The sequence below is a fragment of the Paenibacillus sp. cl141a genome, assembly GCF_900109305.1.
Taxonomy (GTDB): domain Bacteria; phylum Bacillota; class Bacilli; order Paenibacillales; family Paenibacillaceae; genus Paenibacillus_AQ; species Paenibacillus_AQ lautus_A.
In genome coordinates, this window is record NZ_FNZO01000001.1 from 771,903 (window position 1) to 795,987 (window position 24,085).

Genomic DNA, 24,085 nt, shown 5'->3' on the forward strand with positions numbered 1-24,085 from the left:
ACCTGCGCAGATCTCCATTAAGATGTGAGTAACGAATTTTCCTGACTAATGATGGAATGTAATCTTCATCAAAAAATGGGGTGTTGGAGCTGCTGCAAAAATCACTTAAAACCATCATGCAGAGCACATGGATGATATGGGAACGTATCTTCAGTTTTATTTCCAAATTCCGCAGCTTGCATATCTCGCGCTTTGGCATATGCACGGTCATGATCAAGAAGCATCGGGGGGAGCGCATCGTCTGCGAGGATTCCACGGTCATTCGAGATGGGGATCTGGTAGGCGAGCTTCATTTGGATAATGAGACGATTCTGAAGCTCATTCGAGCAGAAGGGCCGGACCGCGCGGCCCTGAAGATTGCGAGACTTGGAAGAAAATCCATGCAGCAGATTAGCCGGGCTTATGAAAGCCAGTCCGAGTTCAGCGAGGTTAACGCATTGGTCGGGATTACGCTGCTTCACCGGGGATTAACGCATGGGCTTGGTTTTGAGCATCAAGCAATGAAACCGGATCTGTTCCAGAAGCTGACCACTTCCTATCTGCGCATGCTGTTGTCCGTGATGCACCCGGAGGGGAAGAGCCGCATCGATCGAAGAACCGAATTGCTCGTACCGATGAAGCTGATTCATACCCGATCCTCTTTAAGGAAGCGATTTTCGATGGCAGATCGGAGACAGCCACATAAAGAGGGGAACGCGGTCTTCGTATCGGCTGCGGTAGAAGGTTGAGTATAAGGGCGATGTATCCATATAGTAGACCGGTATGCTGTTTAAAACGGGAGAACATGAAGAAACGGGGAGAACGTACATGGAAGAATGGTATAAACTTGACCACGCGGGTAAGCTGTTCCCCGCGGTTGCGGGGAGGGAGAATTCATCCACCTACCGGCTGTCGATGATGCTGACAAGCCGGGTGAAACCAACGGTTTTGCAAGAGGCGCTGGATAGCGTAATTAAGAGATTTCCTCTACTGAATGTCGAGCTAAGAAATGGACTGTTCTGGAAATTTCTGCGGGAGAAGGAGACACGCTTGATGGTGGAGCCGGAATCCGCCTATCCCTGTGCCCCCGTCACTCTTTCGCATGAGAACGGAAGCTTGGTGAGGGTTCTGTATTACGGCAGCAAGATCAGCGTGGAGATTTTTCATGCTTTAACGGACGGGGGAGGGGCATTGGAGTTCCTCAAAACCTTGGTATTCCAGTATTTATCTCTGCTCGGCGAGGACGTGGAAGACAAGGAAGGCCTGATTCTGCCGCCCGCTTCATTTGCCCGTTATGCTGAAGCTCAAGATAGCTTTCAAGCGCATTATACTTCGGCCACTCCCGATGCCAGGAAGCCGGATGCACTTCAGATTCCGGGCACCCGTTTCTCGCCTTATGGACACAACGTCATACACGGGATGGTTCACGCATCGCGGCTGAATGCGGCAGCCAAGCAGAAGGGAGTAACCCTTACCGCTTACCTGACGGCAATTTTGATTATGGCGGTTTACGATACCACACTGCCTTTCAATAACGATAACCGGCCGGTCGTGATCAGCATGCCGGTGAACCTGCGAAAAATCTTTCCTTCCAGCAGCCTCCGCAACTTTTTTGCGGTCATCAACATTGGCGTGCAACTAAAGGAAGGCATGACATTCGAGCAGGTGCTCGAAATCGTTCATGCACAGATGATAGAGAAAACGACCAAGTCTTATTTAAGCCAAGCGATGGCCGGCAGCATGAAGTACGAAAAAAACCTATTTTCCCGCTTCACGCCGCTGAAATTAAAGGATCTGGCGATCCGTTACGGCTTCGACCATTTCGGGGAAGAAGCCAAAACGCTTACGCTTACCAACCTAGGCCGAGTCGACATTCCAGCGAGCATGGCATCCCATATCGAGGCCATGGAAACCACGATGTATCCCACATCCAAAAGTCCCATGAACTGTGCCGTTAGCTCGATCAACGATCGGCTCACCATCACGTTTGCGCGAAATATCGTCGAAAGCGATGTGATCATGCGCTTTTTTCGCCAGCTTGCCAGCCTAAGCGAATTGGACATTACGATTGTCAGCAATGATTGGGGGATGGGCGCATGAAATGCGAAAGCTGTGGCGTATCCGTAGATCCGGCGCATCAAGCGTGTCCCTTATGCCGCAGGAATGTGCAAGGTAAAGATGATAATCACCTCGTAAGTAATTCATGGTATCCCGTCTATGAGGCTGCGGAGGAGCAGCATGCGAGCAGCAGTCTTGTATCCAAGTGGCTTACCTTTCTTGCGGTATCCGTCATGGGGATATCCGTCCTGATTAACCTACTTGGAAATCGCGAGGTATGGTGGAGTTTAACTCTCATACCCTGCGTGTTGTATGCGTGGTTGTCCATCAGGCATACCCTGATGTCCGAATCGCATCTCGGAGGCAAAATTATCGTTCAGCTGCTCGGGTTATCCGGTATGCTGCTGTGGATCAACGTGGCGTCGGGAACGTCTTACTGGTCGACCGGCTATGTCATTCCGTTCCTGATGATGGCGGCAACCTTGCTCATTACCGTTATATGCTGTTCGCGAAAAATGGGCTGGCGGGAGTTCGCAGGTTATTTATTAACTCTGATCCTTCTTGGTATCGTTCCCTTATTGCTGTATGCCGTTGGCATGTCGCATGTATTATGGACAGCCGTTGCGGCGGCGGCGTACGCCTTGCTGACATTCGGCGGGATGTGCCTGATTGCAGACAAGGGATTCCGCAAGGAAATGAAGCGCAGACTACATTTTTGACAGGAGGTAATCACGATGTGCGCGATCACGGTTAGAAGCATGGCCGATTACGAACGCGATGTTCGCGGGGAAGTGGCCGAGGTGTTTGTTAACGGGTATTATAAGGAGTTGTCTTATTTCACCCGAGACCGGAACATGCTGGAGAACGCCTTCCGGACCTTGTTCAGCCCGGAGGTGTTTTATGTGGCGGAGGTCCAAGGAATCATTGTCGGAATCTTGGCTTGTTCCCATAATGGACAGCGGGCCATGCCGGTCGCGTTAGCTCCGCTTCAGGCTGCTTTTGGAGACAAGACGGGAGAGCTTGCATATCACGTCATGAAGAACGAATTCAACCCGGCATTGCCCTATAATGACGAGACCGGATACATCGAATGCGTGGCTACAACCGAAAAAGCACGCGGCAAAGGCGTTTCAACCGCTTTAATGAAACACGTCATGACGGAGCTGCCATACAGGCGTTACGTTCTGGAAGTGACGGACAGCAACCAAACCGCGCTTCGATTATATCAGAAATTAGGATTTCGGGAGTTTAAGCGTATATCCGAGGACTCGGATGAGAAAGGCTTCAACGACCGGATTTATATGGAGTGGACCAAATCGGCTCCACGCGGTTAGGCAAGCGTGCTATGTTTTGGATTATTTGAAAAAAGCGAATAACTTGCAGAAAGCCGTTCATGGAGATTGTCCATGGACGGCTTCTTTTTATATACATCAAATAGCCACGGGCAAATATGCCCAAGCCATCGTAGATTCGTGCAAATAATCGACAGGCTATCGCTCATAAGATGAAGTGTTAAGGATTCATGTAACGGGATTGTGGGGAGGTGGCATGGCTTGTTGACGATGCTGCTCTTTATGTTTGCGGTCGGTGCCGCAATGGCCAGCGTGGATACCACCTGCGGACTGAACGTGCTAGGCAGCCTGGACAGCACGAAGGTCAGTAAATTCAAATATGCGCTGGTCTATATCGCGACCTGTACCCTTGGCGGCGCCGTAACGGGGCTTGCGGTCGGGGGCATCAATTATGTGCTGAAATTAACCCCCGCGGGCTTATATCAAAACTACGTCATCGTTGTGCTGTTGGTCGTGTTTCTGGTCTTGGAGTTGATTCAAAAATCGGGAATCCTGCCCTCCGGCAATTTCATCGTTCCCTCGGAATGGATCAAGTCTGCAGGGTATCGATCCGCGGCGTTATGGGGCCTGATTCTGGGCTTGGGTTTCATCACGCTGCAAGTGGGCGTCCTCTATCATGCCTACATCGTGGTTTCCTTGTTTGCGGCTCCATGGTGGTTGAGCCTGCTGGCAGGCGCGACGTTTGGAATGGTTCGAGGCACCGTGTTCAGCCTTCCGCTGATCCGGTCCATCGTCTATCGCATGCTTAATAGAAGAGTATACAGCTTCACGCTGCTGACCGCGGTTCGGCTGGCGGCTTCCATGCTGCTGATCATGGGAGCCATCATCTGCATCATCAGCTGATGATGCCAAAAAGGAGCATACAAGTCCATGTACGAATTTCTTGCGATATTCGTTACGCTTCCCATGCTATTGTCGGTGGCAAGTTATGTCTGGGGCCGTGCCTTCGGTGATCCGGATCCATTCCCCGGGGGAGCCGGGCTGCATGTGCTGCTCATTCTTCTGCAATTGTTGACGGTGACCTTGGTATACAGCTTTCCGTCGTTGATCAGCTTCCTGGGCATTTCCTTGCTCTATTTCATTCAAGGAATGGGCGTGGCTTATTTCATCCGAATAAAAGGAAGGGTGGACTGCGGCTGCTTCGGGCCTCAGATCAGCTCCAGGCTGGGGTTTCCGTTGATTGGGTTGAATCTGGCGGTGGGCTGCGCGGGATTGGTTTCCAGCTATACCGCTAGGCTTGCGTTTCATCAGTCGTTTACAGTAACGGGTCTGCTTATGGAGGGCATGATATTACTGCTTGCTCTGTTTGTTGTTGTAGGGGTTCCGGATGCCTTACACGCCATCCGAATATACCGCGAAATTGCCGCACCGCATATTTCAAAGATTAAAAGAAGGTAGAGGAGGCCGCGATGAACACGTTCTTCTGGATCTCATATGCCATGCTGTGGATTTTGGTCGTGCCTTTGGTGATTCTGAATTTGGTCCTGTTCCGGCAGCTCGGGATTATGGTGATGGGTACCGCAAGAGGAGTGAATCAGTCCGGTATCCCGGTCGGCAACAAAATGCCCGGAGCCACAACGACAACCTTGCAAGGAGCCGAGTGGTCCACCAGCGAGCTGATTGGCAAGCCATCCCTCATGCTGTTCGGATCACCGACGTGCAAGGAATGCGCCGAGATCCTGCCGGATTTTCAGCGGATCGCCATGATGAATAACGTGAAACCGATCCTGCTGTTATTTTCGTCCGCGGATTTGGCTTCGGATTATGTCCGCAAAATAGCATATGACGATGAGGTGCTGATCGTAAGCTCGGAGTTCGCAAATCACTTGGATGTACAGGTTACGCCTTACGCCTATGCGGTGGATACAAACGGCATCATCAGGCATAAGGGTCTGGTCAACAGCCGGGAGCAGCTTGAAGCGTATGCGAAAGCATCAAGAGTTTCCTAAGACGAGGTGAGAGCATGTGGAGGAAGCCGGAGAGCAAGGACGAAGAGGCGCAAGTGCTGATCAGCCGGGTTACCCGGAAAATGAACCGCAAGACGCTCCTGAATAAATTCGCGCAAAGGACGGCCGAGGCGCTAGCCAAAGTGTTGGTACGGCCCAACGATGACGATATCCTCAAACACGCGTTTGCCGCGGGGCCCTGCAGACCTCCGCACGGACAATATTGCACGGGCTGCGGCGCAGATGCCTCCTGCCCGTCCGATTATATCGTTTGCACGCCAAAGACGGTGATCAACGATTGCAAGGGCTTATGTCCTTATCCTTCCGGGTGGTGGTATACAAGCGATCCGGTGGGACATCGGGCCAAGTGTCAGGATTGCATCTCGCAATACGTACATCCTTATGTCGGACGGGACTGGTGTTACCAGGGGGCCAGAGTCTATGGGCGGTATGTAATCTGTGCATGCCGTTCAACGGAAATGTATTGATCGAAGAATGAGGCATGCATAGAATAATTGTTATGAAATGGGCGGGGACAATAGTTCAGGCAGCAGATTCAGCAGTTTTACCAGCGTATGTGCATCCCCGTAATTCCAACGGTCGGCTTCCAGTACATAAACAAGGCCGTTTTGGACAGCCGGCAGGTTGTACCAAATCGAGGATTGCATCAAGTTTTCCGCTGCTTGCTTGGATAGGGGGTTACCGGGAAGAAGCATAAAGATACGATCGCCGGCATATGCGGGCAGATCCACAGCCGATATTTCCTTATAACCCATCCCGTCGCTCAGAATCGTACGGACAGGTTCCGTCGGGTGAAAACCACGGGTGTGGTACAGCCCTGTCGATAAACCGGACATCCCCATAACGAAGAGACGCGACCCATGGTCAAAAACGAGGACGGTTGCCGTTTCACCAGGCTTAATCGCTCGCTGAAGTTCCTTCCACATGTCTTCCGACTTGGCCTGGTACCATGCCAACCATTGCTCTGCCTCGCAGGTCCTTCCAAGCCTATCGCCAAGCGTGTGCAAGCGGTGGGCGAGAGGAGCGAATGAATTAAATGTGACGGTAGGCGCGATGCTGGAAAACCACCGATACTCTTTTTCATCGGCATGCGCCAATATAATCAAATCCGGTTTCCATTCCAAGGCTTTAATGGAATTCTTCTGATGGCTTATTTCAAAAACATACTGCCTATCGGCCTTTGGATTATGAGCTTTAGAGGTGTGTTTGCCCATCGGCTGCATCCCGATCGCAAGCAGATCGCCGAAAGTCTCGCCGTAATACAGAATCCGCCGGGGTAGTAGAGTACTTGGGACAAGCCCGTGCTGGCCATGGCAAACAGCCGATCTCCGGGATAGTAGGTGAAGACGGAGGCCGTCTCATCGGCTTGTATGCCGGTTGAATGCAGCTGCTGCACCGGTTCCATTGCAAGCCATCAGCGCGAGACTCATCAACGTTAGGATGCTGATGGTTACGGGTAATTTTTTTGCAGGTTTCATGATTTCTCCTCCACAATGGTATTCGATGATTCATAGACAATGATAATCATTCTCGATACGAACATCATAACGGATGCTGATTCCGGACTCAATGGACAAAAGAAAAGGTGCCCTTTCATTTTGTACAAGCCGTTTAACCCGGATAGCGAATGTGACAAAACTCATTTCCACGGCTTCGAGCATCGTTCATACTTGGGTTCCGAAGACTTTGCACGTCGGGAGGGAGCACTTTGTCCAGAATAAGACGCGGAGATATGCTTTTGTTCGCCATCATCCTGATCCTTGGATCCTTCACGGGGCTGCAATGGTGGAAGCATAGCCATGTGGAATATCAGCAGGGTCAGCTTCAGGCGCTGATCACGGTGAATGGCAAAGAATACGAAACCGTCCCGCTGAACGGGGACGAACGCATCATCGACATTAAGACCAAGTTTGGACACAATACATTGAAAGTTTATGACTACGGGATCCAGATGATATATTCGGATGCTCCGAAGCGAATCGCGCTGGACATGGGTTTTATCTCGGAACCTTATCAACAGATTATTTGCGTGCCGACCAGAGTCGTGGTAGAGGTGCTGGTACCTGAGCAGGAACGGAACGAGTCCGAACTGGATGCCGTGGTGAGCTAGGCTCAGGGAGAGAAGTAAGTATCATGGGCTTAAATGAAAGAACCGGGTTTTGAACCGGTTCTTTTTGTTGTTTAGGACATCTGGTGTGAATATAAGGTTAGCGTAACTTTGTCGCAGAAAAGACAGTTATAATAAATGAAGGGATAAAGTTGCGTAACCACGTGCTTCCGGAGCATAAGATCCGTAGATCTTAGGTCGACGGGATGCCCAGTCGCAGAGTAAAGGTGGGGAGTTAACATGGAAATGGTCGCACTGATACTAGTTGTGGGCTTTTTGTTCGTTGTGGTATATTTGAAGGCAATTTGGAACGTGTTGCTGGACATTCGAAATGAGTTAAGAAGTGATGGCGACAGAGGGGCGTGATACGATGCAGAGCGAGAAAAAAGACTACTCCCATGTATACTGGATCGGAGGCTCCCCCTGCTCGGGCAAGTCGACGATTGCCGAAAAATTGGCGAAGGATTACAGCTGCACCTATTATCAATGCGATCTATTCAACGAGAAGCATGTGACCATATGCCATCCGTCGGAGCACCCCACCATGTCCCGATTGAAGGATATGTCCTGGAATGCATTGTGGTCGCGGCCGGTGGAGCAGCAGGTTGAGGAAGAATTGGAATTTTACCGCGAGGAATTTGGCATGATTATGGATGATGTTTCGGCCCTGCCGGACACGAGCCCCATCATCGTTGAAGGTGCGGCTCTATTGCCGGAAAAAGTCGAGCACCTGGTACCCAGCCCGCATCATGCGATATGGATCGTCCCGGTTCCGGCATTCCAGAAGGAGCATTATGCCAAACGGGAATGGATCCACGAAATTTTGGTATCATGCGATGATCCCGGCGCCGCGTTTCGAAACTGGATGGACCGGGATATCGGGTTTGCGAGATACGTGGCCAAGGATGCCTTGGACCGCGGATTCAAGGTGATGTTCGTGGACGGGAGCCGAAGTGTTCGGGAGAACTACGAAGAGGTCAGGCGTCATTTTATGCTATGCAAACAACAGGGTATCCAATGAAGAAAATCAAAATCGCATTGTTGGTTTTGCTAGTGTTTGTGCTCTTGTCTCCCTTTGTGTATGTGCAAGCCAACAAAATGATCTATGCCAAGAAGGTGAAGACCTACCTGCTTGAAGAAGAACATTATACGCAGGATGAAATCCAGTCGGTCCAAGGCATCTGGGGCGTTAAGCTGCCTCCTTTTTATGCCGTCGTGGTATTTAAAGACGAGCCTGAGGTAGAGTATATTTATTTTGCCCATGATACGATTATGCAGTTTGAATACCGATTGACGCCTGAGGGGGAAGCCCGTGGAATTACACGATCCATGCTAAAGCATGATATCCCAAGGGATTGATATGGTGTTGCAATTTTTAGTTTAAAGCTGTTCAGGGGGGAGCATCGCATGTCCATAACGCTACAAACTTCACGTCTGCAGTTGAAAACCGTGGATCGGGAACGGGCAGCGGATGTGTTGGATTTTATCGTCAGGAACGATGAGTTTTGGAAGATTTGGGAGCCTGCCAGGGAAGCGGAGTTTTATACCCTGGAGAAACAGGCTGAGATTCTGGCAGCGGAAAGTCGAAGCATCGCTGACGGTTCCCTGCTTAAAGTGTGGCTGCATCAAAACGATGAGATGATCGGCTCGATTGCGATCAGCAATATCGTGCGGGGTGTTTTTCAATCGGCTCATGTCGGGTATAAGCTGGCGCAATCTCATACGGGAAAAGGGTATATGACCGAAGCTCTGAGCGCCGTGGTCGGCTATTGCTTTGATACGCTGGAGCTGCACCGTTTGGAAGCCAACATCATGCCGAGAAACAAAGCCTCGATGAACGTCGTGAAACGACTGGGCTTCTATGAGGAAGGTCTGGCGATCAAATACCTGAAGATAAACGGCGTATGGGAAGACCACCTTCACATGGTGCTCCGTAACGAACGTATGGAGTAGATCATGTGGAAGAGAGAGTCTCTACACTTATTCTTCTCGTTTCATCATGACAACATCTAGTCTGGGACCTGAGATTCCATGTACGAAGGTGCTGAGTTTTTTATTTTGATGAGTAAGAGATAAAGTGGAGAGGTTCGTACAGAACACGGCTGCGGAGTTGAGCACATTATTGGCTCCCGAAGGGATCCATGTACAAGGAGGTTAGGCGTGTTACTGAAATACATACAACAAACGGGTTCGTGGATCTGTATCCTATGGATCGTGTTGGCATTATGCTCTTGTCAGAATGGAGGGGAGCGGGTAGAGCACATTGAGGCTTTTATCGTTGAAGATGTGATGATAACTGCAGATGGACTCAACATACCTTCAGGTTATAAAAAAGTGAATTCGATAACCAGTCATGAAGATAATCAAGGGGCCACGCTGACGCGTGTACGAGCGATTGAGGACTATTACGATAGCGAAGGGAAGTTTGTGAAAACCAGGGTGTATGATCAGAGTCATAAACGATGGAAAAATATACCGAACGAGGATTCCAGCAGCCAAGAAAAGGAGCTTGAAACACCTCTAACCATCCACATCCCCGACAATCATTCCTGGACACCCGTTCAGTTATCGGATCAACAAAAGGATGAAATAAAAGCCCATGTTATCAAACACACCCAAAAATGGTGAGTCTATTCGTAATTGTCGATAGGAGGAGGACTCCTCATGTTTCATGTAGAGATTAGGCGACCTAATCGTAATGATACGAAAGCGATGGAGCATTTTTTCCGGTTCGTGATTATCGATACGTTTGCCAAAGAAGGCTTGGCAGATTTATCGGAGGACATCGAGCAGGAGATTGACAGCAAGATTAGGTGCTTGAACGCGGATATTGCAACAAACGGAGAGCAGAGGTATTTTCTGATCGGACTTATAGACAACAGCGTTGTAAGCAGCATCGCGTTTGGCCCGTCCAGTGCATTGATACGGGAAAGTTCCAATGGAGTACTGCGTGACGTGGTTGAAATCGGAACGGTATTTGTGCATCCTGATTACCAGCAACAGGGAATCGGCAATCTGATGCTTCATATCATGTATCTTACACCGCTCAATAAGGGGATAACGGAGTTTTGTTTGGATAGTGGATACACGCGTGCTCAGAAAATATGGAAGAAGAAACTAGGTGAACCCGATTACGTCCTTCAAGATCACTGGGGGAGCGGAGTCGACCATATGATATGGAGAAGAAGGATGACGGACGTTCCCATTGTGTTTAGTATCGCCGATAGATCCAGGGAATTAGCAGGATCGAGTGACGTGCAGGATACATGAAGAAGATTATTTGGGTTGTATAAAAATACAAATAGATGTATATTAATTCCTATCATACGGTAGGAGTGGTATACGTGCTAAAGAGAATCGAAGAACTTGCCTTAAACGCTTGGCCAGCGCTTCAAACCTTGACGCACCATGGATGGCTGTTACGATTTGCAGACGGTTATACGAAGAGATCCAACTCGATTAATGCCTTATACACGGATCCATCGATAGACCTTGACGCCCAAATTTATGAATGCGAGCGGTTATATGTTAAGGCTGGGCTTGACGTCATATTTAAAATCACCCCGTTCAATCCGCAGGAGCTGGACCGTATGTTGGATTCCAGGGGTTATTCCATACTCGATCCAACCAGTCTGAGGGTGTTAGATCATCTGGATCATCTGGAGCTTCCAACGCATAAGGAGGTTAAGATCGAAGAACGGCTGACGGATGAATGGCTGAGCGTGCTGACCGAGATAACTGGAATATCCGAGAAGTATAAGGCTGTAAAAAGACAGCTGTTCAACTATTCCGTGATACAATACGGATTCTTCATCCTATATGATCTTGGTGAACCTGTGGCATGCGGGATCGGGGCAATAGAGCAAGGCGTCGTCGGCATATTTGATCTCGCCACAGCTCCGGCATGCCGAAATCGCGGGTTCGGAAAGCAGTTACTCTTACATATTCTGCATTGGGCCAAGAAGAATGGAGCTGCAAACAGCTATCTACAAGTGGTCCAGAACAATGTTGCTGCAAACCGGTTGTACGATCGTCTTCAGTACAGGGAGATCTATTCCTATTGGTATAGACATAAGCGTATCGAAGGATAAAGGCAGCATCCGTAGCGTATGAACCGGTGAATCTGAGCTTATCGGATCCAGATCCAGGGGTTACCCAATCGAATGAACAGTTGTATAATCATGGAAGATGCCTGCCACAGAGGACCCCGCCTTAGATGAAGCTGTCTAAGTTGGGTCTTTTTAGTCAAATGAGCTGTTCGCAGTCATAAATCGCGTTTTCCCTTTTTCTAACGTACTCATGAAGGATACAGAAAGTTGGTGAAATCATGTTTGACTTATCTTCGAAGTATTATGACGTGATCTACAGCTTCAAGGACTATGAGCAGGAGGCGCGGCAGGTCCGGGAATATATAGAAAGACAAAGCAAGGTGTACCAAACCATTCTGGATGTAGCCTGCGGAACGGCGGAACACGCTGTTTTCTTGAAGCAGCACTATGCAATCGATGGAATCGATTTGAACCCCGAATTCGTAGCTATAGCGAAGTCGAAGAATCCCAAGGGGGATTATTCGGTGGCTGATATGACCCGTTTTCGACTCGGCCGGAAGTATGACGTGATAATGTGTCTGTTCAGCTCCATCGGATATGTGAAGACACCGGAGCTGTTGGTTCAAACCCTTGTGCAGTTTAGGGAACATCTGAACGAGGATGGTGTTATTCTGGTTGAGCCATGGCTAACGCCGGACGTTTGGACAACCGGAAGAGTGGACACGATCGCGACCGAGCGCCATGGGATCCACATGAGCAGAATGTCCCATTCGGATCGCGCAGGTAATGTTTCGATCATGAATTTTTCGTATTTGTTTGGCAGCGAGGTTGGAATCGAGCATTACACGGAGGAGCATCGTATGGGTCTGTTTACCGTGGAAGAGATGATCGGGGCATTTCGGGAAGCGGGACTGGATGTGGAGCACGATACGCAAGGCTTGATCGGAAGAGGCATGTATATTGCCCGAATAGCTTAGTAAGGAGGACCTCAAAATATGTATGCGCATAGACCGCTGAGGGATGAGGATTTGCAAGCGATTTGCAGCTTTCCTCAAACGCCGGAAGAACTGTTTTACATGAGCCCGAGATCGGAATTCCCTTTGACGCCGGATCAAATCCTGAGTTTGCTTGAGAACCGCTTTGATCCCACGGTTATCGTTGAAGAATCCACCGGGCAGGTCGTCGCCTACGCGAATTTTTATGAAGATGCGGATGGATCGTTGTGGCTTGGCAATGTCGTTGTTGCACCGTCGCACCGTGGACTCGGTGCAGCGCAGAAGCTGTTGCGTACCATGATGGACATCGCCAAAGAAAAATACGAAATGGAACGTTTTTATCTAAGCTGTCATAATACCAATTCCAGAGGGCTTGTTTTTTATCATAAGTTGGGGTTCGAGCCGTTCGATGTCCGCATCACGGCGTTAGATGATGATCGGAAAATGATTACCATTCAGATGAGGCTGGATTTGGTCTGAGCAAGTCGTGTTGTTCAGTCGGATTCTGAGGTGAAAGGGGGGCTTTGGGATGAACACCATACAAGCGGTGCTGTTTGATTTCGATGGTACTTTAGCAGATACGCTGCCGCTCTCGTTTAAAGCGTTCCGGGCGGTTTTCTTGAAGTACGAAGGCCAGCGGTTGACCGATGCCGAGATCGTTCAGACGTTTGGGCCAACGGAGGAAGAGATCATTGCCAATTATCTTTCGAATCCGGCCCATGTTGATGAAGCCGTAGAATATTATTACGAAGTGTTTGAGCAGAATTTTCAAGAGCATGTGCAGGTATCGGAAGCCGTACAGGATCTAATTGTGAAGCTGTCGGATTTACGTTTACCCATGGTTATTATCACGGGCAAGAGCAGAAGATGCCTGGATATATGTTTAAGAAACCTGAAACTGGACGGGTATTTTGCCGCTACCATTACGGGAGATGAGGTTGAACGTTCCAAACCGGACCCGGAAGGGATATTCAAAGCCGTTCAGCTGTTGGGTCTGAGGACATCGGACGTGGTTTTTGTCGGGGACAGCGATGCCGACATTGCGGCTGGCAAAGCAGCTCAGGTATTAACCATCGGGGCGCATTGGTTTGATACCGTTCAGAATGCACAATTTGCGGTGGAACCCGACTACATTTTTACACGGACCGATGAGTTGATAACATGGATCATGGCGAGGAATCATTGAGCGAATGAAAGCAGGGGGTATATTGAAAAGCAAGACAACGATCGAATTCCAGGGTAAGCCCTTTACGATTGAATGTGAGGACATCTTCCTTCGGGAATATTTGTTGGAGGATCTGGATGCGATCTGCAAGATCACGCACGAACCGGAGATCAGACATTTCCTGCCTGGCTGGGATGTATCAAGGGAACAGCGGCGAGAGTGGTTAACCGACTATGAAATGCCGGAGAATCGGCGGTTCCTGCAAGCCGTTCAAGACGGCGGGGATGTGGGGCAGCTGCGTCTGCGGTTAGCCATCGTCTTGAAAGAAACAGGGGAATGCATCGGCTGGTGCAATAGCGGTCCTAAGGAAGAGCTGCACCCGCCTAACCGGGAGATTATGTACGGAATCTCCAATCGGTATTACAATAAGGGATATGCCACCCAAGCCGTGCGGGCGTTAATCCGTTATTTGTTCCGGAATACAAGGGAGCGAGAACTCAACGCAATCGCCGTCGTTCATAATCATGCTTCCAATAAAGTAATCCAAAAGTGCGGATTTGCCTATATCGGCGAGATCGAACTTGAGCAGGAGCGGTATCATCACTATAAATTATGCGATGAGTAACAGGGAGGCCCAATGAAACAGCTTGCCCTTGGAGCGGGGATCTTCATTGTGACGGAATTGCTTTTGATTACGCTTTTAGGCGTGGACGAATGGGCAATGATGGTGTTCTCAGCAGGTGTAATCATTACGATATTATTGTTAATTTTCATGCGTCTGACGGAGTTGGTGAAGAGTAACAGAGACCGTCTAGATCATCAACAAAGGCAGAGGATCCAGGAATTGAACCGACAATCCAGATTAACTTCGACATCCGACAATGGTTCGATGAATCCGGATGAATAAAATGTTATGCTGGGTAGCGAAAGGGTAATGGTTTAAGTTAAGCAGCAAGAAAGGAGGCCCAGCCTTGCGATACAACGTTATTTTATTTGATGCGGACGATACGCTATACGACTATGCCCAATCGGAGGCGTTTGCGTTAGCCGGCGTTTTTGGCGAAATCCACCAGGAGTGCACGAATGCGATCGTAGACAGTTACAGGCGCATAAACCAGCAGTTGTGGAACGATTTCGAGCAGGGGATCGTGACGCAGGGCGAATTGCGTACGGCTCGGTTCGAAAGACTCCTGGAGGAACATAGTATCAAATGCGCTTTGGACGCTGAAGCCTTTAGCAATATCTACATAAAGTATTTAGGACAGGGCTCCTTTCTCATGGAAGGGGCAGAGAAGCTGTGCAGTCAACTGTCCGAGCGCGGTCAACGCATGGCCATCATCACGAACGGAATCAAGGAAGTGCAGTTTAATCGTATCAGCCGATCGGCGCTGTGCGATTCCTTTGAATGTATCGTGGTTTCGGAGGATGCAGGATCTCAAAAGCCGCACGAAGGAATATTCGATTACGCCTTCGATAAGTTAAACCACCCGGATAAAAGCGAGGTGCTCATTGTTGGCGATTCGTTAACTTCCGATATACAAGGAGGCATCCGTTACGGGATAGATACCTGCTGGTATAACCCGCAGCGAAAGGCCAATCCGACGTCCATTCACCCCAAGTATGAAATACATACTTTGGAGGAGCTCCACGACGTCATTTCATCCGAATGACCGTGCTTTGGCCAGATCGATGAAGTGGGGGACAACATGATCCTTCCTAGACGTTTATTATTTATGCTGAGGGTTTTTCCATAGGCTCCATGCGAAAAGGGGGGGAAGTGCTGAGGTGGTTCAGTGTCCATGGTGTGCACAGGAGGTAACGTTGATTGATAGTGTGTGTCCGGAATGCAAGCATGAGGTATTGCCGGAGCATCTAGGCACAGAGACGAATGAACAGACTACCGACCGGTACGATTCAACAGCCGAAATGGATTACCTAAGCATTGAGGAATTAATGGCCAGCAAGTTCCATTGCCGCCGCTGCGGTCACCGTGAATGCAGCTCGCAGGAGGTCAGCATGAGCGGTACGGGCTTAAGCAAAATATTCGATATCGACCATCATCATTATCTCTTCGTATCCTGTACGCGGTGCGGTTTCGTCGAGGTATTCAATCCCGATGTCCTCCGCGGACATCAATCCGGAGTGCTGGGAACGGTGCTCGATATCATCTGGGGTTAACTAACAGAACATCAGCAAAGGAGCATGAACATGATACAGGCATTTATTTTTGACATGGACGGGGTCATTATTGACAGCGAACCGCTGCACTTTGAAGTGGATATCCAGGTGATGAACTACTACGGATCCTCGATAACCCATGAACAGTTGGAAAAGTATGTAGGCATGACCAATCCGGAGATGTGGGCAGCCATTAAACATGAGCATCAGCTTGCCCAATCCGTTTCGGAGATTATCGAATACCAATTGTCCAATAAAATCGAGATGCTCACCTCTCGGGAAATGGAGCCGATTGACGGCATCCGGGAGCTCCTGGCTGAACTTAAAGCACGTCGTATCCCTGCTGCGATTGCATCATCCTCGCCTCCCGTATTTATTACGGCCGTCTTGCGCAAGTTCGATCTCCTGGATCAATTCGAATGCGTCGTGAGCGGTGAAGAGGTGGAAAAAGGAAAACCGGCGCCGGACGTGTACCTCAAGGCGGCCGAATTGTTAGGCGTGGAGCCCGAGCACTGCATGGTGCTGGAGGATGCACGGCATGGCGTTGCTGCAGCGAAGGCGGCCGGCATGACATGCATCGGCTTCGTGAACCCGAATTCGGGAAATCAGGATTTGTCGCAAGCCGATCATGTCGTGGATTCCATCGGGGAGGTTCTGAAGATTTGCCAATTTAAATAGACTTGGTCTTGAATCCTGGCAGTTTGGCCGCACATTGCGGCTGAGCTGTTTTTTTGTTTTTGGTTCAAATGGTTATAAACCCAACTTCTTGATCGTAAAACTCGTTTATACTATATCTACTATATTATATCTACTATTAGGATCTAGACCTAAGTCTAGGTTCATTATCGTCTGAAGACGGAGGGCATCCTGCTCCATTCATGATATCCTTGCATTAACATGATACGGGAGAGGAATGTGAACCGATGATTTCAAATTCGAATGTAAGCAACGATATCGCACGATACACGGGCTGCCCAAGGGTCAGCCAAGCAGAGGAGATTAGGCCTGATGGATTTTTTACGTAATTTAGGCGATATCGGATTATTCATTCATGCCATGATCGACGCGATTATTTTTCCGATTCCGGCACTGTTCTCGCAGTTGTCCTTAAGTGCCTTGAGTCCGGACCGTGCGATCTGGCTCGCCACGATCGGGTTTGTCGGGTGCTTGATCGGAACGCCCATCGGATATGGAATCGGCAAGGCTTCAGGGAATTTGGTGTTGACGAAGATCATGAAGAAAAAATGGTATGATTCTGCGACCGCCTTGTTTACCAAGCATGGCGAAGCCGCTATCCTGGTCGGTGCGTTTACGCCGATTCCCTTCAAAATATTCACCATTCTATCCGGCTGCATGAACTATCCTTTATGGAAGCTTATCAGCTATGCAGCGCTCGGACGCGCCGTGAAGTTCTACACGGTGGGTGTGCTGTTCTACGTATATGGCCGTGCTGCCGAGAACATGGTGGACAGCGTGCTTACGATTATTTTGTTATCCGTAGGTGCTCTGATCGGGGGCATTTGGCTGACGGTGCGGCTTATCAAGAAGCGCAGGAATAAACGTTCGGAGGTCCCTGTCGTGCAGGGGCCAAAAGATTCAATTGACGTAACGGCAGGTGAAGAATAAATGATAAAGCGACTGCAAAGCTTTGATCACCGGGTATTCGTCTGGTGCAACCAGACGATCAGCAACCGTGCCTTTGACCGGTTGTTCGGCGGCATCACCCATCTCGGCGGATCCACCTTCACCATTCTGAGCGCATTGCTAATCGCCTGGGCAGCATTCGAAGCTTGGGATATAACGGCATATCAGAGTGCCATTGCGTTAACCGTTAGCCATCTGATCGTGGTCCTCATCAAGAGAATCGTCAGAAGAGATCGTCCCTTCCGGGTTTTGGAGCAGGTAAAGATCGGAAATTTCCCGCTAAAGGATTACTCCTTCCCTTCCGGCCATACAACGGCGATTTTTGCAGTCATTACCCCGCTGTTGTTTCTGGTTTCGCCGCTGCCGACGATACTGCTGATCATTCTGGCTGCGCTGGTCGGTCTATCCCGTATCTATTGGGGATATCACTACCCGACCGATTGTCTGGCGGGAAGCTTGATCGGATTCGGATCGGGATGGCTGGTCGTTTACCTGATGCATGTCTTGGGAAACACATAACGTTAGATAAGGAGTAATATCAATGAGATCCATATATGAGCAAAAAATTATCATCTTAACCGGAAGTCTGGGAGAGGGTCATAACCAGGCATCAAAGGCCATTGTGGAATCAGCAAAAAGAAAATACCCTCATCTGCGCGTTAAAGTCATTGATTACATGGAGCTAACCCATCCGCGGCTGCATGTGGCCGGACAGTTTTTCTTTGTGCAGTGGATGAAGCATTTTCCATCCGTTTACGGTTATTTGTTCCAAAAAACGCGCGAGGAAAACACGCTCATTCAGATGCTGAAACGCTTCAGTACCTTCAGTCTTCAAAAACTGAGCGGGATGCTGGAAACCGAAAAGCCGGCTATCGTAGTCAGTACGTTTCCGCCGGCAGCGGCAGGCATGTCCCTGTTGAAAGCGATGGGTTACACGGACGTGCCGACGGCCACCGTCATGACGGATCATACGGATCACAGTTATTGGATCCATTCGCATACGGATTATTACATGGTCGGGTCCGATGTGGTCCAGGTTGCATTGGAGCGCAAAGGCGTGCCGAGCGAAAAAATCTCCGTGACCGGGATACCCGTCAACCCGCTCTACAGTCAACCGGTGGATGAGGAACGGCTGCGAGATTATTATGGCTTGAAACCATCCGAGCAGGTCGTGTTGATCATGGGCGGCGGAGAAGGGATGATCGATAAAGAAATTATCGAGCTCTTGAAATCCAGGGCATACCCGCAGGATATTCGGTTTATGGTCGTGTGCGGACGCAATATGAAATTATATCAATCGCTGCTGGAAGAGTTTGCGGAGCATCCGCAAATCACCGTCATGGGTTATGTGGATCGTATGCATGAATTGATGGCGATGGCCGACTTGATGGTGACGAAGCCGGGAGGTCTCACGATTTCCGAAGCATTAACAATGGAACGTCCCATGCTGTTGGTAAAACCCTTGCCGGGCCAAGAGCAGGATAATGCGGACTACCTGGTTGGCATTGGCGTGGCACGTCAAGCTATGGCGGGAGAGCTGCAGCATCAATTCATGACGCTAATGACGGATCCGTCCTTGCTGCAAGAGATGAAGCGAAAAGCGGCCATTAACACGCACAAAGATTCGGCGCTATCGGTTCTGACCCGATTGATGGAGATTCAACGGCGTTACCGCCCTTCACGAGAATGGGCCGAAGAAAAGAACACGGTGCCCTACGAGGTGCTGAACAGGGAAGTTTATGTGAATGAAGCCCTGCACCACTACCATGACAGTTATCGGTAAGACGAAGGAGTTTTCCCCATGAATTTGTTTGAATTGGTTGAGCGGTTGTTTGAACAATATGGTTATCTGGTGTTATTGATTGGGCTTCCTCTTGATTTTATTGCTCTTCCAATTCCTCCAGGAAACACTACCCTGACTTATACCGGGTTCCTGGCCTATAAGGGGGTCATCGACATGGTTCCGGCCATGGGATCTGCTTTTATAGGAGCGGCCATGGGACTGACCATTACCTATATCCTCGGCTACCGGTTAGGGATGCCTCTGATTGAACGCTATGGAAAATGGCTGTTCATCAAGCCGTCCCTTGTGGAGAAAACACAGGCGTATTACAGCAAGTATGGGAACAAGCTGCTCATTGTCTGTTTTTTCATTCCCGGAGTCAGGCAGTTTATCGGGTACTTCATCGGCATGATTCGGGTTCCCTACCGGACGGTTTGGATATATGGATACACGGGGGTGGCTGCATGGGTATTGGCATTCTTCAGCATAGGCTTTATATTCGGGGAGCAGTGGCAGTACATTCTGAATGTGGTGGAGCATTATTTAAAAGTCATCTTTCTCTGTCTGGCAGGTTCAGTTCTCGTTCTGCTGGTACGGAGCCGCGTGAAACGCGAGAAGGCCAAGAAACTGACCAACGCGACAAGGAATGAATAGTTAGGATCCATGACCCGGCGTAGGATCATTGGTTTGCTCGGGTATATATAAGACAGGGACGAGCTGTGACGTGATTTGTGGTACGATCTACAATAAGTCAACAGCAGCCCATACATAATGTATACGAATGATGAGAGGAGAGAGGGGCCTGGCATGAGCAAAACCATACCGTTGTTCAGGGTGTTCGACGAAACGAAGGCAAGGGAATTCTACATGCAGTATCTTGGTTTCACCTTGGACTGGGAGCACCGGTTTGACGATTCGGCGCCGCTTTACATGCAAATCTCCAAAGGTTCGTTATTGATCCATTTAACGGAGCATTACGGCGACTGCTCCCCTGGAGCAGCCATCCGCGTGGAGATCGCAGGAATTGAAGCTTTTCACGAACAGCTGTCAAGCCAGAACTATCCGTATCAGAGACCCGGAATTGAGATCGCCCCATGGAACAGCAAAGAGCTATGTGTAACGGATCCGTTCGGCAACCGAATCACTTTCTACGAGGAGATGGAATCCGAGTGATGAAGCTAGACGAGATACGATGGGAACAAGCAAGGCAGTATATGCTGCAGCGGGCCAGAAACCTTGAACGGGCCTTGTTCCGATATGAATTCGAGAACGGGTCGTTTACGGATGTGCTGATTGAGCTCTCCAGCTACCAGAACGAGGATGGCGGATTCGGTCATGGCCTTGAGCCCGACCTTCGCTGCAAGGAGTCATCCGCCCTGGCGACGACCAGAGCCCTGGAGATTCTTCGGTTACATCCGAATCATCCCGAACGGAACGAACGGGTTATATGCGCGTTACAGTATCTCGAGCACACATATGTGCCTGAACGCTCAGGATGGGACATTATCCCCGAAGAAGCGGAGCAGTCACCTAGAGCGATTTGGTGGCAATACGGCGCTTTTAAGGACCATTGGGGCAATCCCAATGCAGAAATCATCGCTTATTTTATCGATGAACGGGAGCTGTATCCTCTGGAATCGCTGGATTTCTTGGTTCGTTATGCTCTGGACTACCTGAATCGAACCAGCGATTTAAAAGAAATGCATGAGCTGTTTTGTTACTTGCGCTTGAATGAGCGGTTGCCAAAGGAACAGGCATCCGAGATCAGGGAGGCTTTGGAGTCTTTCATGGACAACTGCATTAGCCTGGACCCCGGCAACCGGGAGGGATACGGGGCAACACCGCTGAGCATAATGGACACACCGAACTCTCCTTATTTTCCAAAATATCGAGCGCTTCTTCCGGGTGAGCTGGACTTGCTTATAGAGAACCAGGGCGAAGATGGCGCCTGGGAGCCGAATTGGAGCTGGTACCAATTCGAGGACGTATGGCCGTCGGCCAAGGAAGAATGGAAGGGCGTTATGACACTGAATGCGCTTCGGACGCTGCGTAATTTTGACCGGATTGAGGGGATATGATGGCAAGATTCTGAGGATGAAACAGATATGGCTCGGTTCGCCGTAAAGCGAACCGAGCCATTGTTGTTTGGAGAAAGGAAGATATGCCCGCGTATCAAGATGAATCCCTGCAAGAGGAAGCAAATGCGTAAAGCCTGCTTAAGCCTTCTTCGATCTCTATCGTCGAAAGGTTTCCATACCCCAATACGATCCCTGTCGAACTCGGAGGACGCGATGGCGAGATTCTGTAATTAGAAGCAGGCTCGACGCGAAACCCGTGTGAGACCGTATCGTTCTAGGGGAGGAGAGCGTAAGCTTGAGGACCGAATATCACCTGAAGATGCATCCCCGCATCATCGCCGACGATGGAAATATCCTGCCCGAACAAGTGATGGAGCCGTTCCGTTAATACATTGCGGCGTTTCTTGTACACTTTTTTCATCTTATGGATATGCCGTTCCAGATGGCCGTCCAGAATGAATTGGCTTAGCGCTTGTTGAATGGCGGTCGGGGTATGTATATTCAGTTTATCTTTCATCTCGGTTATGGCATCGGTTAGATCCGGCGGCACGATCATGAATCCGATTCGGAGGCTCGGCGTTAAGATTTTGCTGAATGTTCCCACGTAAATGACTCTCGAAGGCGAGAGCGTCTGCAGAGGAGGTACCGGGATTCCTCGAAGCCGGAATTCGCTGTCATAATCATCTTCGATCACGAAGGAGTCGGCTTCCTCCAGCATCCGGATGACCTGATGTCTGCGCTGGATGGATAATACGCTGCCGGATGGAAACTGATGTGACGGCGTTAATAAAACCAGATGACCTGGCGCGAAACTCCTCAGGGCGTCGATGCGCATGCCGCTGTGATCCACCTCAACCGGTGCAAGCCGATAGTTCATCATCTGAAAAATATCGCGGGTAATATCGATCGTGGGGTCTTCGATATAGATGGAATGAAACCTGGAGGCTAACGATAAGCCTGCTCGGCTTAGGCTGCTGGGCAATGGGCGGGAATTTTACGTTGGACAGCTTGTCCGACGGATGGGGTGAGGTGGACGAACGTGAATCCGTTGCAGGGATTCATGCCGCCCTGGACAGAGGCGTTAACTTTTTTGATACGGCAGACGTATATGGTACCGGGCATAGCGAACGGGTGCTTGGCCGAGCATTAAAAGGAAAGCGGCACGAAGCGGTGATAGCCACCAAATTCGGTTATACCTATGATGAAGCAACGAAGGAAGTTTTTACGCGTTATAATGTTACGCCGGATTATATCCGTTACGCTTGTGAGCAGTCTCTTCAGCGACTCGATACGGATTATATCGATCTCTATCAGATTCATGTAGGCGGATTACGACTGGATGAGGTGGAAACGGTGATTGATGCCTTAAACGGCCTTCGTCAAGAAGGGCTGATCCGTACATATGGCTGGAGTACCTGGGATACGGCCAATGCCGAGTTATTTGCGGAGCGATCCGAAGCGGCAGCCATTCAGCACGTGCTGAATGTTCTTAGTGACGATAAGGAGATGATTGCCCTTTGCGAACGTCATGGTTTGGCGAGCATCAATAATACGCCTTTGGCAATGGGGCTGTTAAGCGGGAAATTTAATCAGGACACCCGATTCAGTGATCAAGATGTGCGAGGAAGCGGTCACGACTGGGTCGCCTATTTCAAGGAGGGTAAACCCGTACCGTCGTTCCTCGCTAAACTGGAAGCGGTGCGGGAGATTTTAACGAGTGAAGACCGTACTTTAGTTCAAGGAGCGTTAGGATGGATTTGGGGAAGAAGCCGCGCGGCGATTCCGATTCCAGGCTTTAAAACGAGAAGTCAAGCGGAAGAATTAATAGGAGCCGTTGCTTTTGGACCTTTAACGGCTGGACAGATGAACGAAATCGAAGGTATACTGGGCTCCATGTAGTCACATTCCAGTTATGTAGCGGGAGAGAAGCCCTTGGCAGATGCCGAGGGCCTTTTCGACGGGAAATAAGCAGCATCCATCAGGAGTGCAGACACTATTATTTTTCGGCGGAGATGCTTAAATGATGACGACATGGAATGATTTCAAACATAATGGAAGGAGAGAGGGAACATGGATTTGAGGTATCCGATAGGACAGTTTGACTGGGGAGGCAGCAAGTCGCCAGAGCACAGGAAGGTCTGGGTCCGAGAGATTAAGGGAATGCCGGAGAAGCTGAGGGCAGCGGTCCAGGGGTTAAGCCACGAACAACTGGATAAGGCTTATCGCGAGGGCGGCTGGACGATCCGCCAGGTTGTTCACCATCTTGCTGACAGTCATATGAACAGCTATATCCGGTTTAAACTTGCGTTGACGGAAGAGAACCCGACGATTAAACCGTATGACGAACAGAAATGGGCTGCCCTGCACGATTCCTTGACACAAGACATTGACGCTTCGCTTGCATTGATCGACGGATTACATGCCAGATGGGTCGCATTATTGGAGAATATGAAGGATGGGGACTATCTGAGAACGTTCTACCATCCCGAGAACCAGCGAACAACGAGTTTGGAATACGCCGCAGGCATGTATGCATGGCATGGGAATCACCACATTGCCCACATCACGTCAGCCAGAGAACGATTTGGATTTTAGTCGAAATCACAAAGAACTCCGTCATACGACGGGGTTCTTTGTGTGCGGACATGTCGTGATTTCTAACTTGATTGTCGCAATTTTACACTGTGAATCAGGCGGTACGTGTGATAGATTAATGGCATGATGTCTTAA

The 24,085-nt window shown here is 49.6% G+C and carries 33 protein-coding genes; 31 read left to right on the forward strand and 2 right to left on the reverse strand.

All coding sequences use genetic code 11. The annotated features are described in order from the left end of the window. Positions 1 to 116: 116 nt before the first annotated feature. The 8 genes from BMX45_RS03640 (at position 117) to BMX45_RS03675 (ending at position 5,823) form a co-directional block, all read left to right on the forward strand. Positions 117 to 728 carry a YkoP family protein gene (locus tag BMX45_RS03640; RefSeq protein WP_090908786.1) on the forward strand — a complete coding sequence of 204 codons (612 nt, stop codon included), beginning with the start codon at positions 117 to 119 and terminating at the stop codon, positions 726 to 728. Positions 729 to 762: 34 nt separating this feature from the next. Further along, positions 763 to 2,079 (forward strand): alcohol acetyltransferase, encoded by a 1,317-nt coding sequence (locus BMX45_RS03645; RefSeq protein WP_254777937.1) that lies wholly within the window; start codon positions 763 to 765, stop codon positions 2,077 to 2,079. Next, positions 2,076 to 2,756 (forward strand): DUF6320 domain-containing protein, encoded by a 681-nt coding sequence (locus BMX45_RS03650; RefSeq protein ID WP_090908536.1) that lies wholly within the window; start codon positions 2,076 to 2,078, stop codon positions 2,754 to 2,756. The genes BMX45_RS03645 and BMX45_RS03650 overlap by 4 nt, the downstream gene beginning before the upstream one ends. A gap of 15 nt (positions 2,757 to 2,771) precedes the next feature. Continuing rightward, a complete protein-coding gene (locus BMX45_RS03655) occupies positions 2,772 to 3,371 on the forward strand; it encodes a GNAT family N-acetyltransferase (protein ID WP_090908537.1) in 600 nt (199 codons plus the stop codon). Positions 3,372 to 3,599: 228 nt separating this feature from the next. Beyond that, positions 3,600 to 4,232 carry a hypothetical protein gene (locus tag BMX45_RS03660; protein ID WP_254777964.1) on the forward strand — a complete coding sequence of 211 codons (633 nt, stop codon included), beginning with the start codon at positions 3,600 to 3,602 and terminating at the stop codon, positions 4,230 to 4,232. Between the two features lie 27 nt (positions 4,233 to 4,259). Then, complete coding sequence (locus tag BMX45_RS03665; RefSeq protein WP_090908539.1) at positions 4,260 to 4,787, forward strand: hypothetical protein; 528 nt, start codon at positions 4,260 to 4,262, stop codon at positions 4,785 to 4,787. Between the two features lie 11 nt (positions 4,788 to 4,798). After that, positions 4,799 to 5,338 (forward strand): redoxin family protein, encoded by a 540-nt coding sequence (locus tag BMX45_RS03670; RefSeq protein WP_090908540.1) that lies wholly within the window; start codon positions 4,799 to 4,801, stop codon positions 5,336 to 5,338. Positions 5,339 to 5,352: 14 nt separating this feature from the next. Beyond that, positions 5,353 to 5,823, forward strand: coding sequence for a hypothetical protein (locus BMX45_RS03675; protein WP_090908541.1), 471 nt, complete (start codon positions 5,353 to 5,355; stop codon positions 5,821 to 5,823). 30 nt (positions 5,824 to 5,853) lie between these two features. On the opposite strand, the gene BMX45_RS03680 is transcribed toward BMX45_RS03675, so the two are convergent. Next, positions 5,854 to 6,624: an ABC transporter substrate-binding protein gene (locus BMX45_RS03680; RefSeq protein WP_368087160.1), complete on the reverse strand. Its 771-nt coding sequence runs from the start codon at positions 6,622 to 6,624 to the stop codon at positions 5,854 to 5,856. Between the two features lie 440 nt (positions 6,625 to 7,064). Here BMX45_RS03680 and BMX45_RS03685 point away from each other — a divergent pair, with 440 nt between their 5' ends. The 21 genes from BMX45_RS03685 to BMX45_RS03785 all read left to right on the forward strand — a co-directional run bounded on the left by BMX45_RS03685 (position 7,065) and on the right by BMX45_RS03785 (position 21,355). Then, complete coding sequence (locus tag BMX45_RS03685; RefSeq protein ID WP_090908543.1) at positions 7,065 to 7,466, forward strand: NusG domain II-containing protein; 402 nt, start codon at positions 7,065 to 7,067, stop codon at positions 7,464 to 7,466. A 367-nt stretch (positions 7,467 to 7,833) separates the two neighbouring features. Beyond that, complete coding sequence (locus BMX45_RS03690) at positions 7,834 to 8,484, forward strand: hypothetical protein (protein ID WP_090908544.1); 651 nt, start codon at positions 7,834 to 7,836, stop codon at positions 8,482 to 8,484. After that, entirely contained in the window at positions 8,481 to 8,822 is a 342-nt protein-coding gene (locus tag BMX45_RS03695) for a DUF3139 domain-containing protein (protein ID WP_090908545.1), read from the forward strand. Before BMX45_RS03690 ends, BMX45_RS03695 begins: the two co-directional genes overlap by 4 nt. A 48-nt stretch (positions 8,823 to 8,870) precedes the next feature. After that, positions 8,871 to 9,416, forward strand: a complete 546-nt coding sequence (locus BMX45_RS03700) for a GNAT family N-acetyltransferase (protein WP_036661139.1) — start codon at positions 8,871 to 8,873, stop codon at positions 9,414 to 9,416. 207 nt (positions 9,417 to 9,623) lie between these two features. Continuing rightward, a complete protein-coding gene (locus BMX45_RS03705; protein ID WP_090908546.1) occupies positions 9,624 to 10,091 on the forward strand; it encodes a hypothetical protein in 468 nt (155 codons plus the stop codon). 36 nt (positions 10,092 to 10,127) lie between these two features. Next, entirely contained in the window at positions 10,128 to 10,733 is a 606-nt protein-coding gene (locus BMX45_RS03710; protein ID WP_090908547.1) for a GNAT family N-acetyltransferase, read from the forward strand. Between the two features lie 74 nt (positions 10,734 to 10,807). Continuing rightward, complete coding sequence (locus tag BMX45_RS03715) at positions 10,808 to 11,554, forward strand: GNAT family N-acetyltransferase (RefSeq protein ID WP_090908787.1); 747 nt, start codon at positions 10,808 to 10,810, stop codon at positions 11,552 to 11,554. A 236-nt stretch (positions 11,555 to 11,790) separates the two neighbouring features. Further along, complete coding sequence (locus BMX45_RS03720; protein WP_090908548.1) at positions 11,791 to 12,489, forward strand: class I SAM-dependent DNA methyltransferase; 699 nt, start codon at positions 11,791 to 11,793, stop codon at positions 12,487 to 12,489. A gap of 18 nt (positions 12,490 to 12,507) precedes the next feature. After that, positions 12,508 to 12,987 (forward strand): GNAT family N-acetyltransferase, encoded by a 480-nt coding sequence (locus BMX45_RS03725; protein WP_015735951.1) that lies wholly within the window; start codon positions 12,508 to 12,510, stop codon positions 12,985 to 12,987. A gap of 49 nt (positions 12,988 to 13,036) precedes the next feature. Next, on the forward strand, positions 13,037 to 13,693 hold the full coding sequence (locus BMX45_RS03730; protein WP_090908549.1) for an HAD family hydrolase: 657 nt from the start codon (positions 13,037 to 13,039) through the stop codon (positions 13,691 to 13,693). A 4-nt stretch (positions 13,694 to 13,697) separates the two neighbouring features. Further along, on the forward strand, positions 13,698 to 14,297 hold the full coding sequence (locus BMX45_RS03735; RefSeq protein ID WP_090908550.1) for a GNAT family N-acetyltransferase: 600 nt from the start codon (positions 13,698 to 13,700) through the stop codon (positions 14,295 to 14,297). A 12-nt stretch (positions 14,298 to 14,309) separates the two neighbouring features. Continuing rightward, the gene (locus BMX45_RS03740) at positions 14,310 to 14,579 is read left to right on the forward strand and encodes a hypothetical protein (protein ID WP_090908551.1); all 270 of its coding nucleotides are present in this window, start codon (positions 14,310 to 14,312) and stop codon (positions 14,577 to 14,579) included. A gap of 64 nt (positions 14,580 to 14,643) precedes the next feature. Beyond that, positions 14,644 to 15,342 (forward strand): YjjG family noncanonical pyrimidine nucleotidase, encoded by a 699-nt coding sequence (locus BMX45_RS03745; protein ID WP_090908552.1) that lies wholly within the window; start codon positions 14,644 to 14,646, stop codon positions 15,340 to 15,342. Positions 15,343 to 15,493: 151 nt separating this feature from the next. Further along, positions 15,494 to 15,850 carry a zinc ribbon domain-containing protein gene (locus BMX45_RS03750; RefSeq protein ID WP_254777938.1) on the forward strand — a complete coding sequence of 119 codons (357 nt, stop codon included), beginning with the start codon at positions 15,494 to 15,496 and terminating at the stop codon, positions 15,848 to 15,850. Positions 15,851 to 15,880: 30 nt separating this feature from the next. Beyond that, entirely contained in the window at positions 15,881 to 16,528 is a 648-nt protein-coding gene (locus tag BMX45_RS03755) for an HAD family hydrolase (RefSeq protein ID WP_090908553.1), read from the forward strand. 330 nt (positions 16,529 to 16,858) lie between these two features. Continuing rightward, a complete protein-coding gene (locus BMX45_RS03760) occupies positions 16,859 to 17,476 on the forward strand; it encodes a YqaA family protein (protein ID WP_090908554.1) in 618 nt (205 codons plus the stop codon). Next, positions 17,477 to 18,013, forward strand: a complete 537-nt coding sequence (locus BMX45_RS03765) for a phosphatase PAP2 family protein (protein WP_090908555.1) — start codon at positions 17,477 to 17,479, stop codon at positions 18,011 to 18,013. Positions 18,014 to 18,035: 22 nt separating this feature from the next. Continuing rightward, complete coding sequence (locus BMX45_RS03770) at positions 18,036 to 19,277, forward strand: MGDG synthase family glycosyltransferase (RefSeq protein ID WP_090908556.1); 1,242 nt, start codon at positions 18,036 to 18,038, stop codon at positions 19,275 to 19,277. A gap of 18 nt (positions 19,278 to 19,295) precedes the next feature. Continuing rightward, entirely contained in the window at positions 19,296 to 19,931 is a 636-nt protein-coding gene (locus BMX45_RS03775) for a DedA family protein (RefSeq protein WP_090908557.1), read from the forward strand. 153 nt (positions 19,932 to 20,084) lie between these two features. Continuing rightward, the gene (locus BMX45_RS03780) at positions 20,085 to 20,450 is read left to right on the forward strand and encodes a glyoxalase superfamily protein (protein WP_090908558.1); all 366 of its coding nucleotides are present in this window, start codon (positions 20,085 to 20,087) and stop codon (positions 20,448 to 20,450) included. Further along, positions 20,450 to 21,355: a hypothetical protein gene (locus tag BMX45_RS03785; protein WP_254777965.1), complete on the forward strand. Its 906-nt coding sequence runs from the start codon at positions 20,450 to 20,452 to the stop codon at positions 21,353 to 21,355. Before BMX45_RS03780 ends, BMX45_RS03785 begins: the two co-directional genes overlap by 1 nt. A gap of 274 nt (positions 21,356 to 21,629) precedes the next feature. Here the strand turns inward: BMX45_RS03785 and BMX45_RS03790 are convergent, their stop codons facing one another. Beyond that, positions 21,630 to 22,337, reverse strand: a complete 708-nt coding sequence (locus BMX45_RS03790) for an aminotransferase-like domain-containing protein (protein WP_254777939.1) — start codon at positions 22,335 to 22,337, stop codon at positions 21,630 to 21,632. Here BMX45_RS03790 and BMX45_RS03795 point away from each other — a divergent pair. Together BMX45_RS03795 and BMX45_RS03800 are read left to right on the forward strand one after the other, a co-directional pair. Then, positions 22,337 to 23,254, forward strand: a complete 918-nt coding sequence (locus BMX45_RS03795) for an aldo/keto reductase (RefSeq protein WP_254777940.1) — start codon at positions 22,337 to 22,339, stop codon at positions 23,252 to 23,254. The two genes, BMX45_RS03790 and BMX45_RS03795, sit on opposite strands and share 1 nt — an antisense overlap. A gap of 171 nt (positions 23,255 to 23,425) precedes the next feature. Continuing rightward, the gene (locus BMX45_RS03800; RefSeq protein ID WP_090908561.1) at positions 23,426 to 23,950 is read left to right on the forward strand and encodes a YfiT family bacillithiol transferase; all 525 of its coding nucleotides are present in this window, start codon (positions 23,426 to 23,428) and stop codon (positions 23,948 to 23,950) included. Positions 23,951 to 24,085: the final 135 nt, after the last annotated feature.

Coding starts and splice junctions, on each gene's coding strand:
- BMX45_RS03640 (WP_090908786.1), top strand. CDS start 117: ATGCAGAGCACATGGATGATATGGGAACGTATCTTCAGTTTTATTTCC.
- BMX45_RS03645 (WP_254777937.1), top strand. CDS start 763: ATGCTGTTTAAAACGGGAGAACATGAAGAAACGGGGAGAACGTACATG.
- BMX45_RS03650 (WP_090908536.1), top strand. CDS start 2,076: ATGAAATGCGAAAGCTGTGGCGTATCCGTAGATCCGGCGCATCAAGCG.
- BMX45_RS03655 (WP_090908537.1), top strand. CDS start 2,772: ATGTGCGCGATCACGGTTAGAAGCATGGCCGATTACGAACGCGATGTT.
- BMX45_RS03660 (WP_254777964.1), top strand. CDS start 3,600: ATGCTGCTCTTTATGTTTGCGGTCGGTGCCGCAATGGCCAGCGTGGAT.
- BMX45_RS03665 (WP_090908539.1), top strand. CDS start 4,260: ATGTACGAATTTCTTGCGATATTCGTTACGCTTCCCATGCTATTGTCG.
- BMX45_RS03670 (WP_090908540.1), top strand. CDS start 4,799: ATGAACACGTTCTTCTGGATCTCATATGCCATGCTGTGGATTTTGGTC.
- BMX45_RS03675 (WP_090908541.1), top strand. CDS start 5,353: ATGTGGAGGAAGCCGGAGAGCAAGGACGAAGAGGCGCAAGTGCTGATC.
- BMX45_RS03690 (WP_090908544.1), top strand. CDS start 7,834: ATGCAGAGCGAGAAAAAAGACTACTCCCATGTATACTGGATCGGAGGC.
- BMX45_RS03695 (WP_090908545.1), top strand. CDS start 8,481: ATGAAGAAAATCAAAATCGCATTGTTGGTTTTGCTAGTGTTTGTGCTC.
- BMX45_RS03700 (WP_036661139.1), top strand. CDS start 8,871: ATGTCCATAACGCTACAAACTTCACGTCTGCAGTTGAAAACCGTGGAT.
- BMX45_RS03710 (WP_090908547.1), top strand. CDS start 10,128: ATGTTTCATGTAGAGATTAGGCGACCTAATCGTAATGATACGAAAGCG.
- BMX45_RS03720 (WP_090908548.1), top strand. CDS start 11,791: ATGTTTGACTTATCTTCGAAGTATTATGACGTGATCTACAGCTTCAAG.
- BMX45_RS03725 (WP_015735951.1), top strand. CDS start 12,508: ATGTATGCGCATAGACCGCTGAGGGATGAGGATTTGCAAGCGATTTGC.
- BMX45_RS03730 (WP_090908549.1), top strand. CDS start 13,037: ATGAACACCATACAAGCGGTGCTGTTTGATTTCGATGGTACTTTAGCA.
- BMX45_RS03735 (WP_090908550.1), top strand. CDS start 13,698: ATGAAAGCAGGGGGTATATTGAAAAGCAAGACAACGATCGAATTCCAG.
- BMX45_RS03740 (WP_090908551.1), top strand. CDS start 14,310: ATGAAACAGCTTGCCCTTGGAGCGGGGATCTTCATTGTGACGGAATTG.
- BMX45_RS03755 (WP_090908553.1), top strand. CDS start 15,881: ATGATACAGGCATTTATTTTTGACATGGACGGGGTCATTATTGACAGC.
- BMX45_RS03760 (WP_090908554.1), top strand. CDS start 16,859: ATGGATTTTTTACGTAATTTAGGCGATATCGGATTATTCATTCATGCC.
- BMX45_RS03765 (WP_090908555.1), top strand. CDS start 17,477: ATGATAAAGCGACTGCAAAGCTTTGATCACCGGGTATTCGTCTGGTGC.
- BMX45_RS03770 (WP_090908556.1), top strand. CDS start 18,036: ATGAGATCCATATATGAGCAAAAAATTATCATCTTAACCGGAAGTCTG.
- BMX45_RS03775 (WP_090908557.1), top strand. CDS start 19,296: ATGAATTTGTTTGAATTGGTTGAGCGGTTGTTTGAACAATATGGTTAT.
- BMX45_RS03780 (WP_090908558.1), top strand. CDS start 20,085: ATGAGCAAAACCATACCGTTGTTCAGGGTGTTCGACGAAACGAAGGCA.
- BMX45_RS03785 (WP_254777965.1), top strand. CDS start 20,450: ATGAAGCTAGACGAGATACGATGGGAACAAGCAAGGCAGTATATGCTG.
- BMX45_RS03795 (WP_254777940.1), top strand. CDS start 22,337: ATGGGCGGGAATTTTACGTTGGACAGCTTGTCCGACGGATGGGGTGAG.
- BMX45_RS03800 (WP_090908561.1), top strand. CDS start 23,426: ATGGATTTGAGGTATCCGATAGGACAGTTTGACTGGGGAGGCAGCAAG.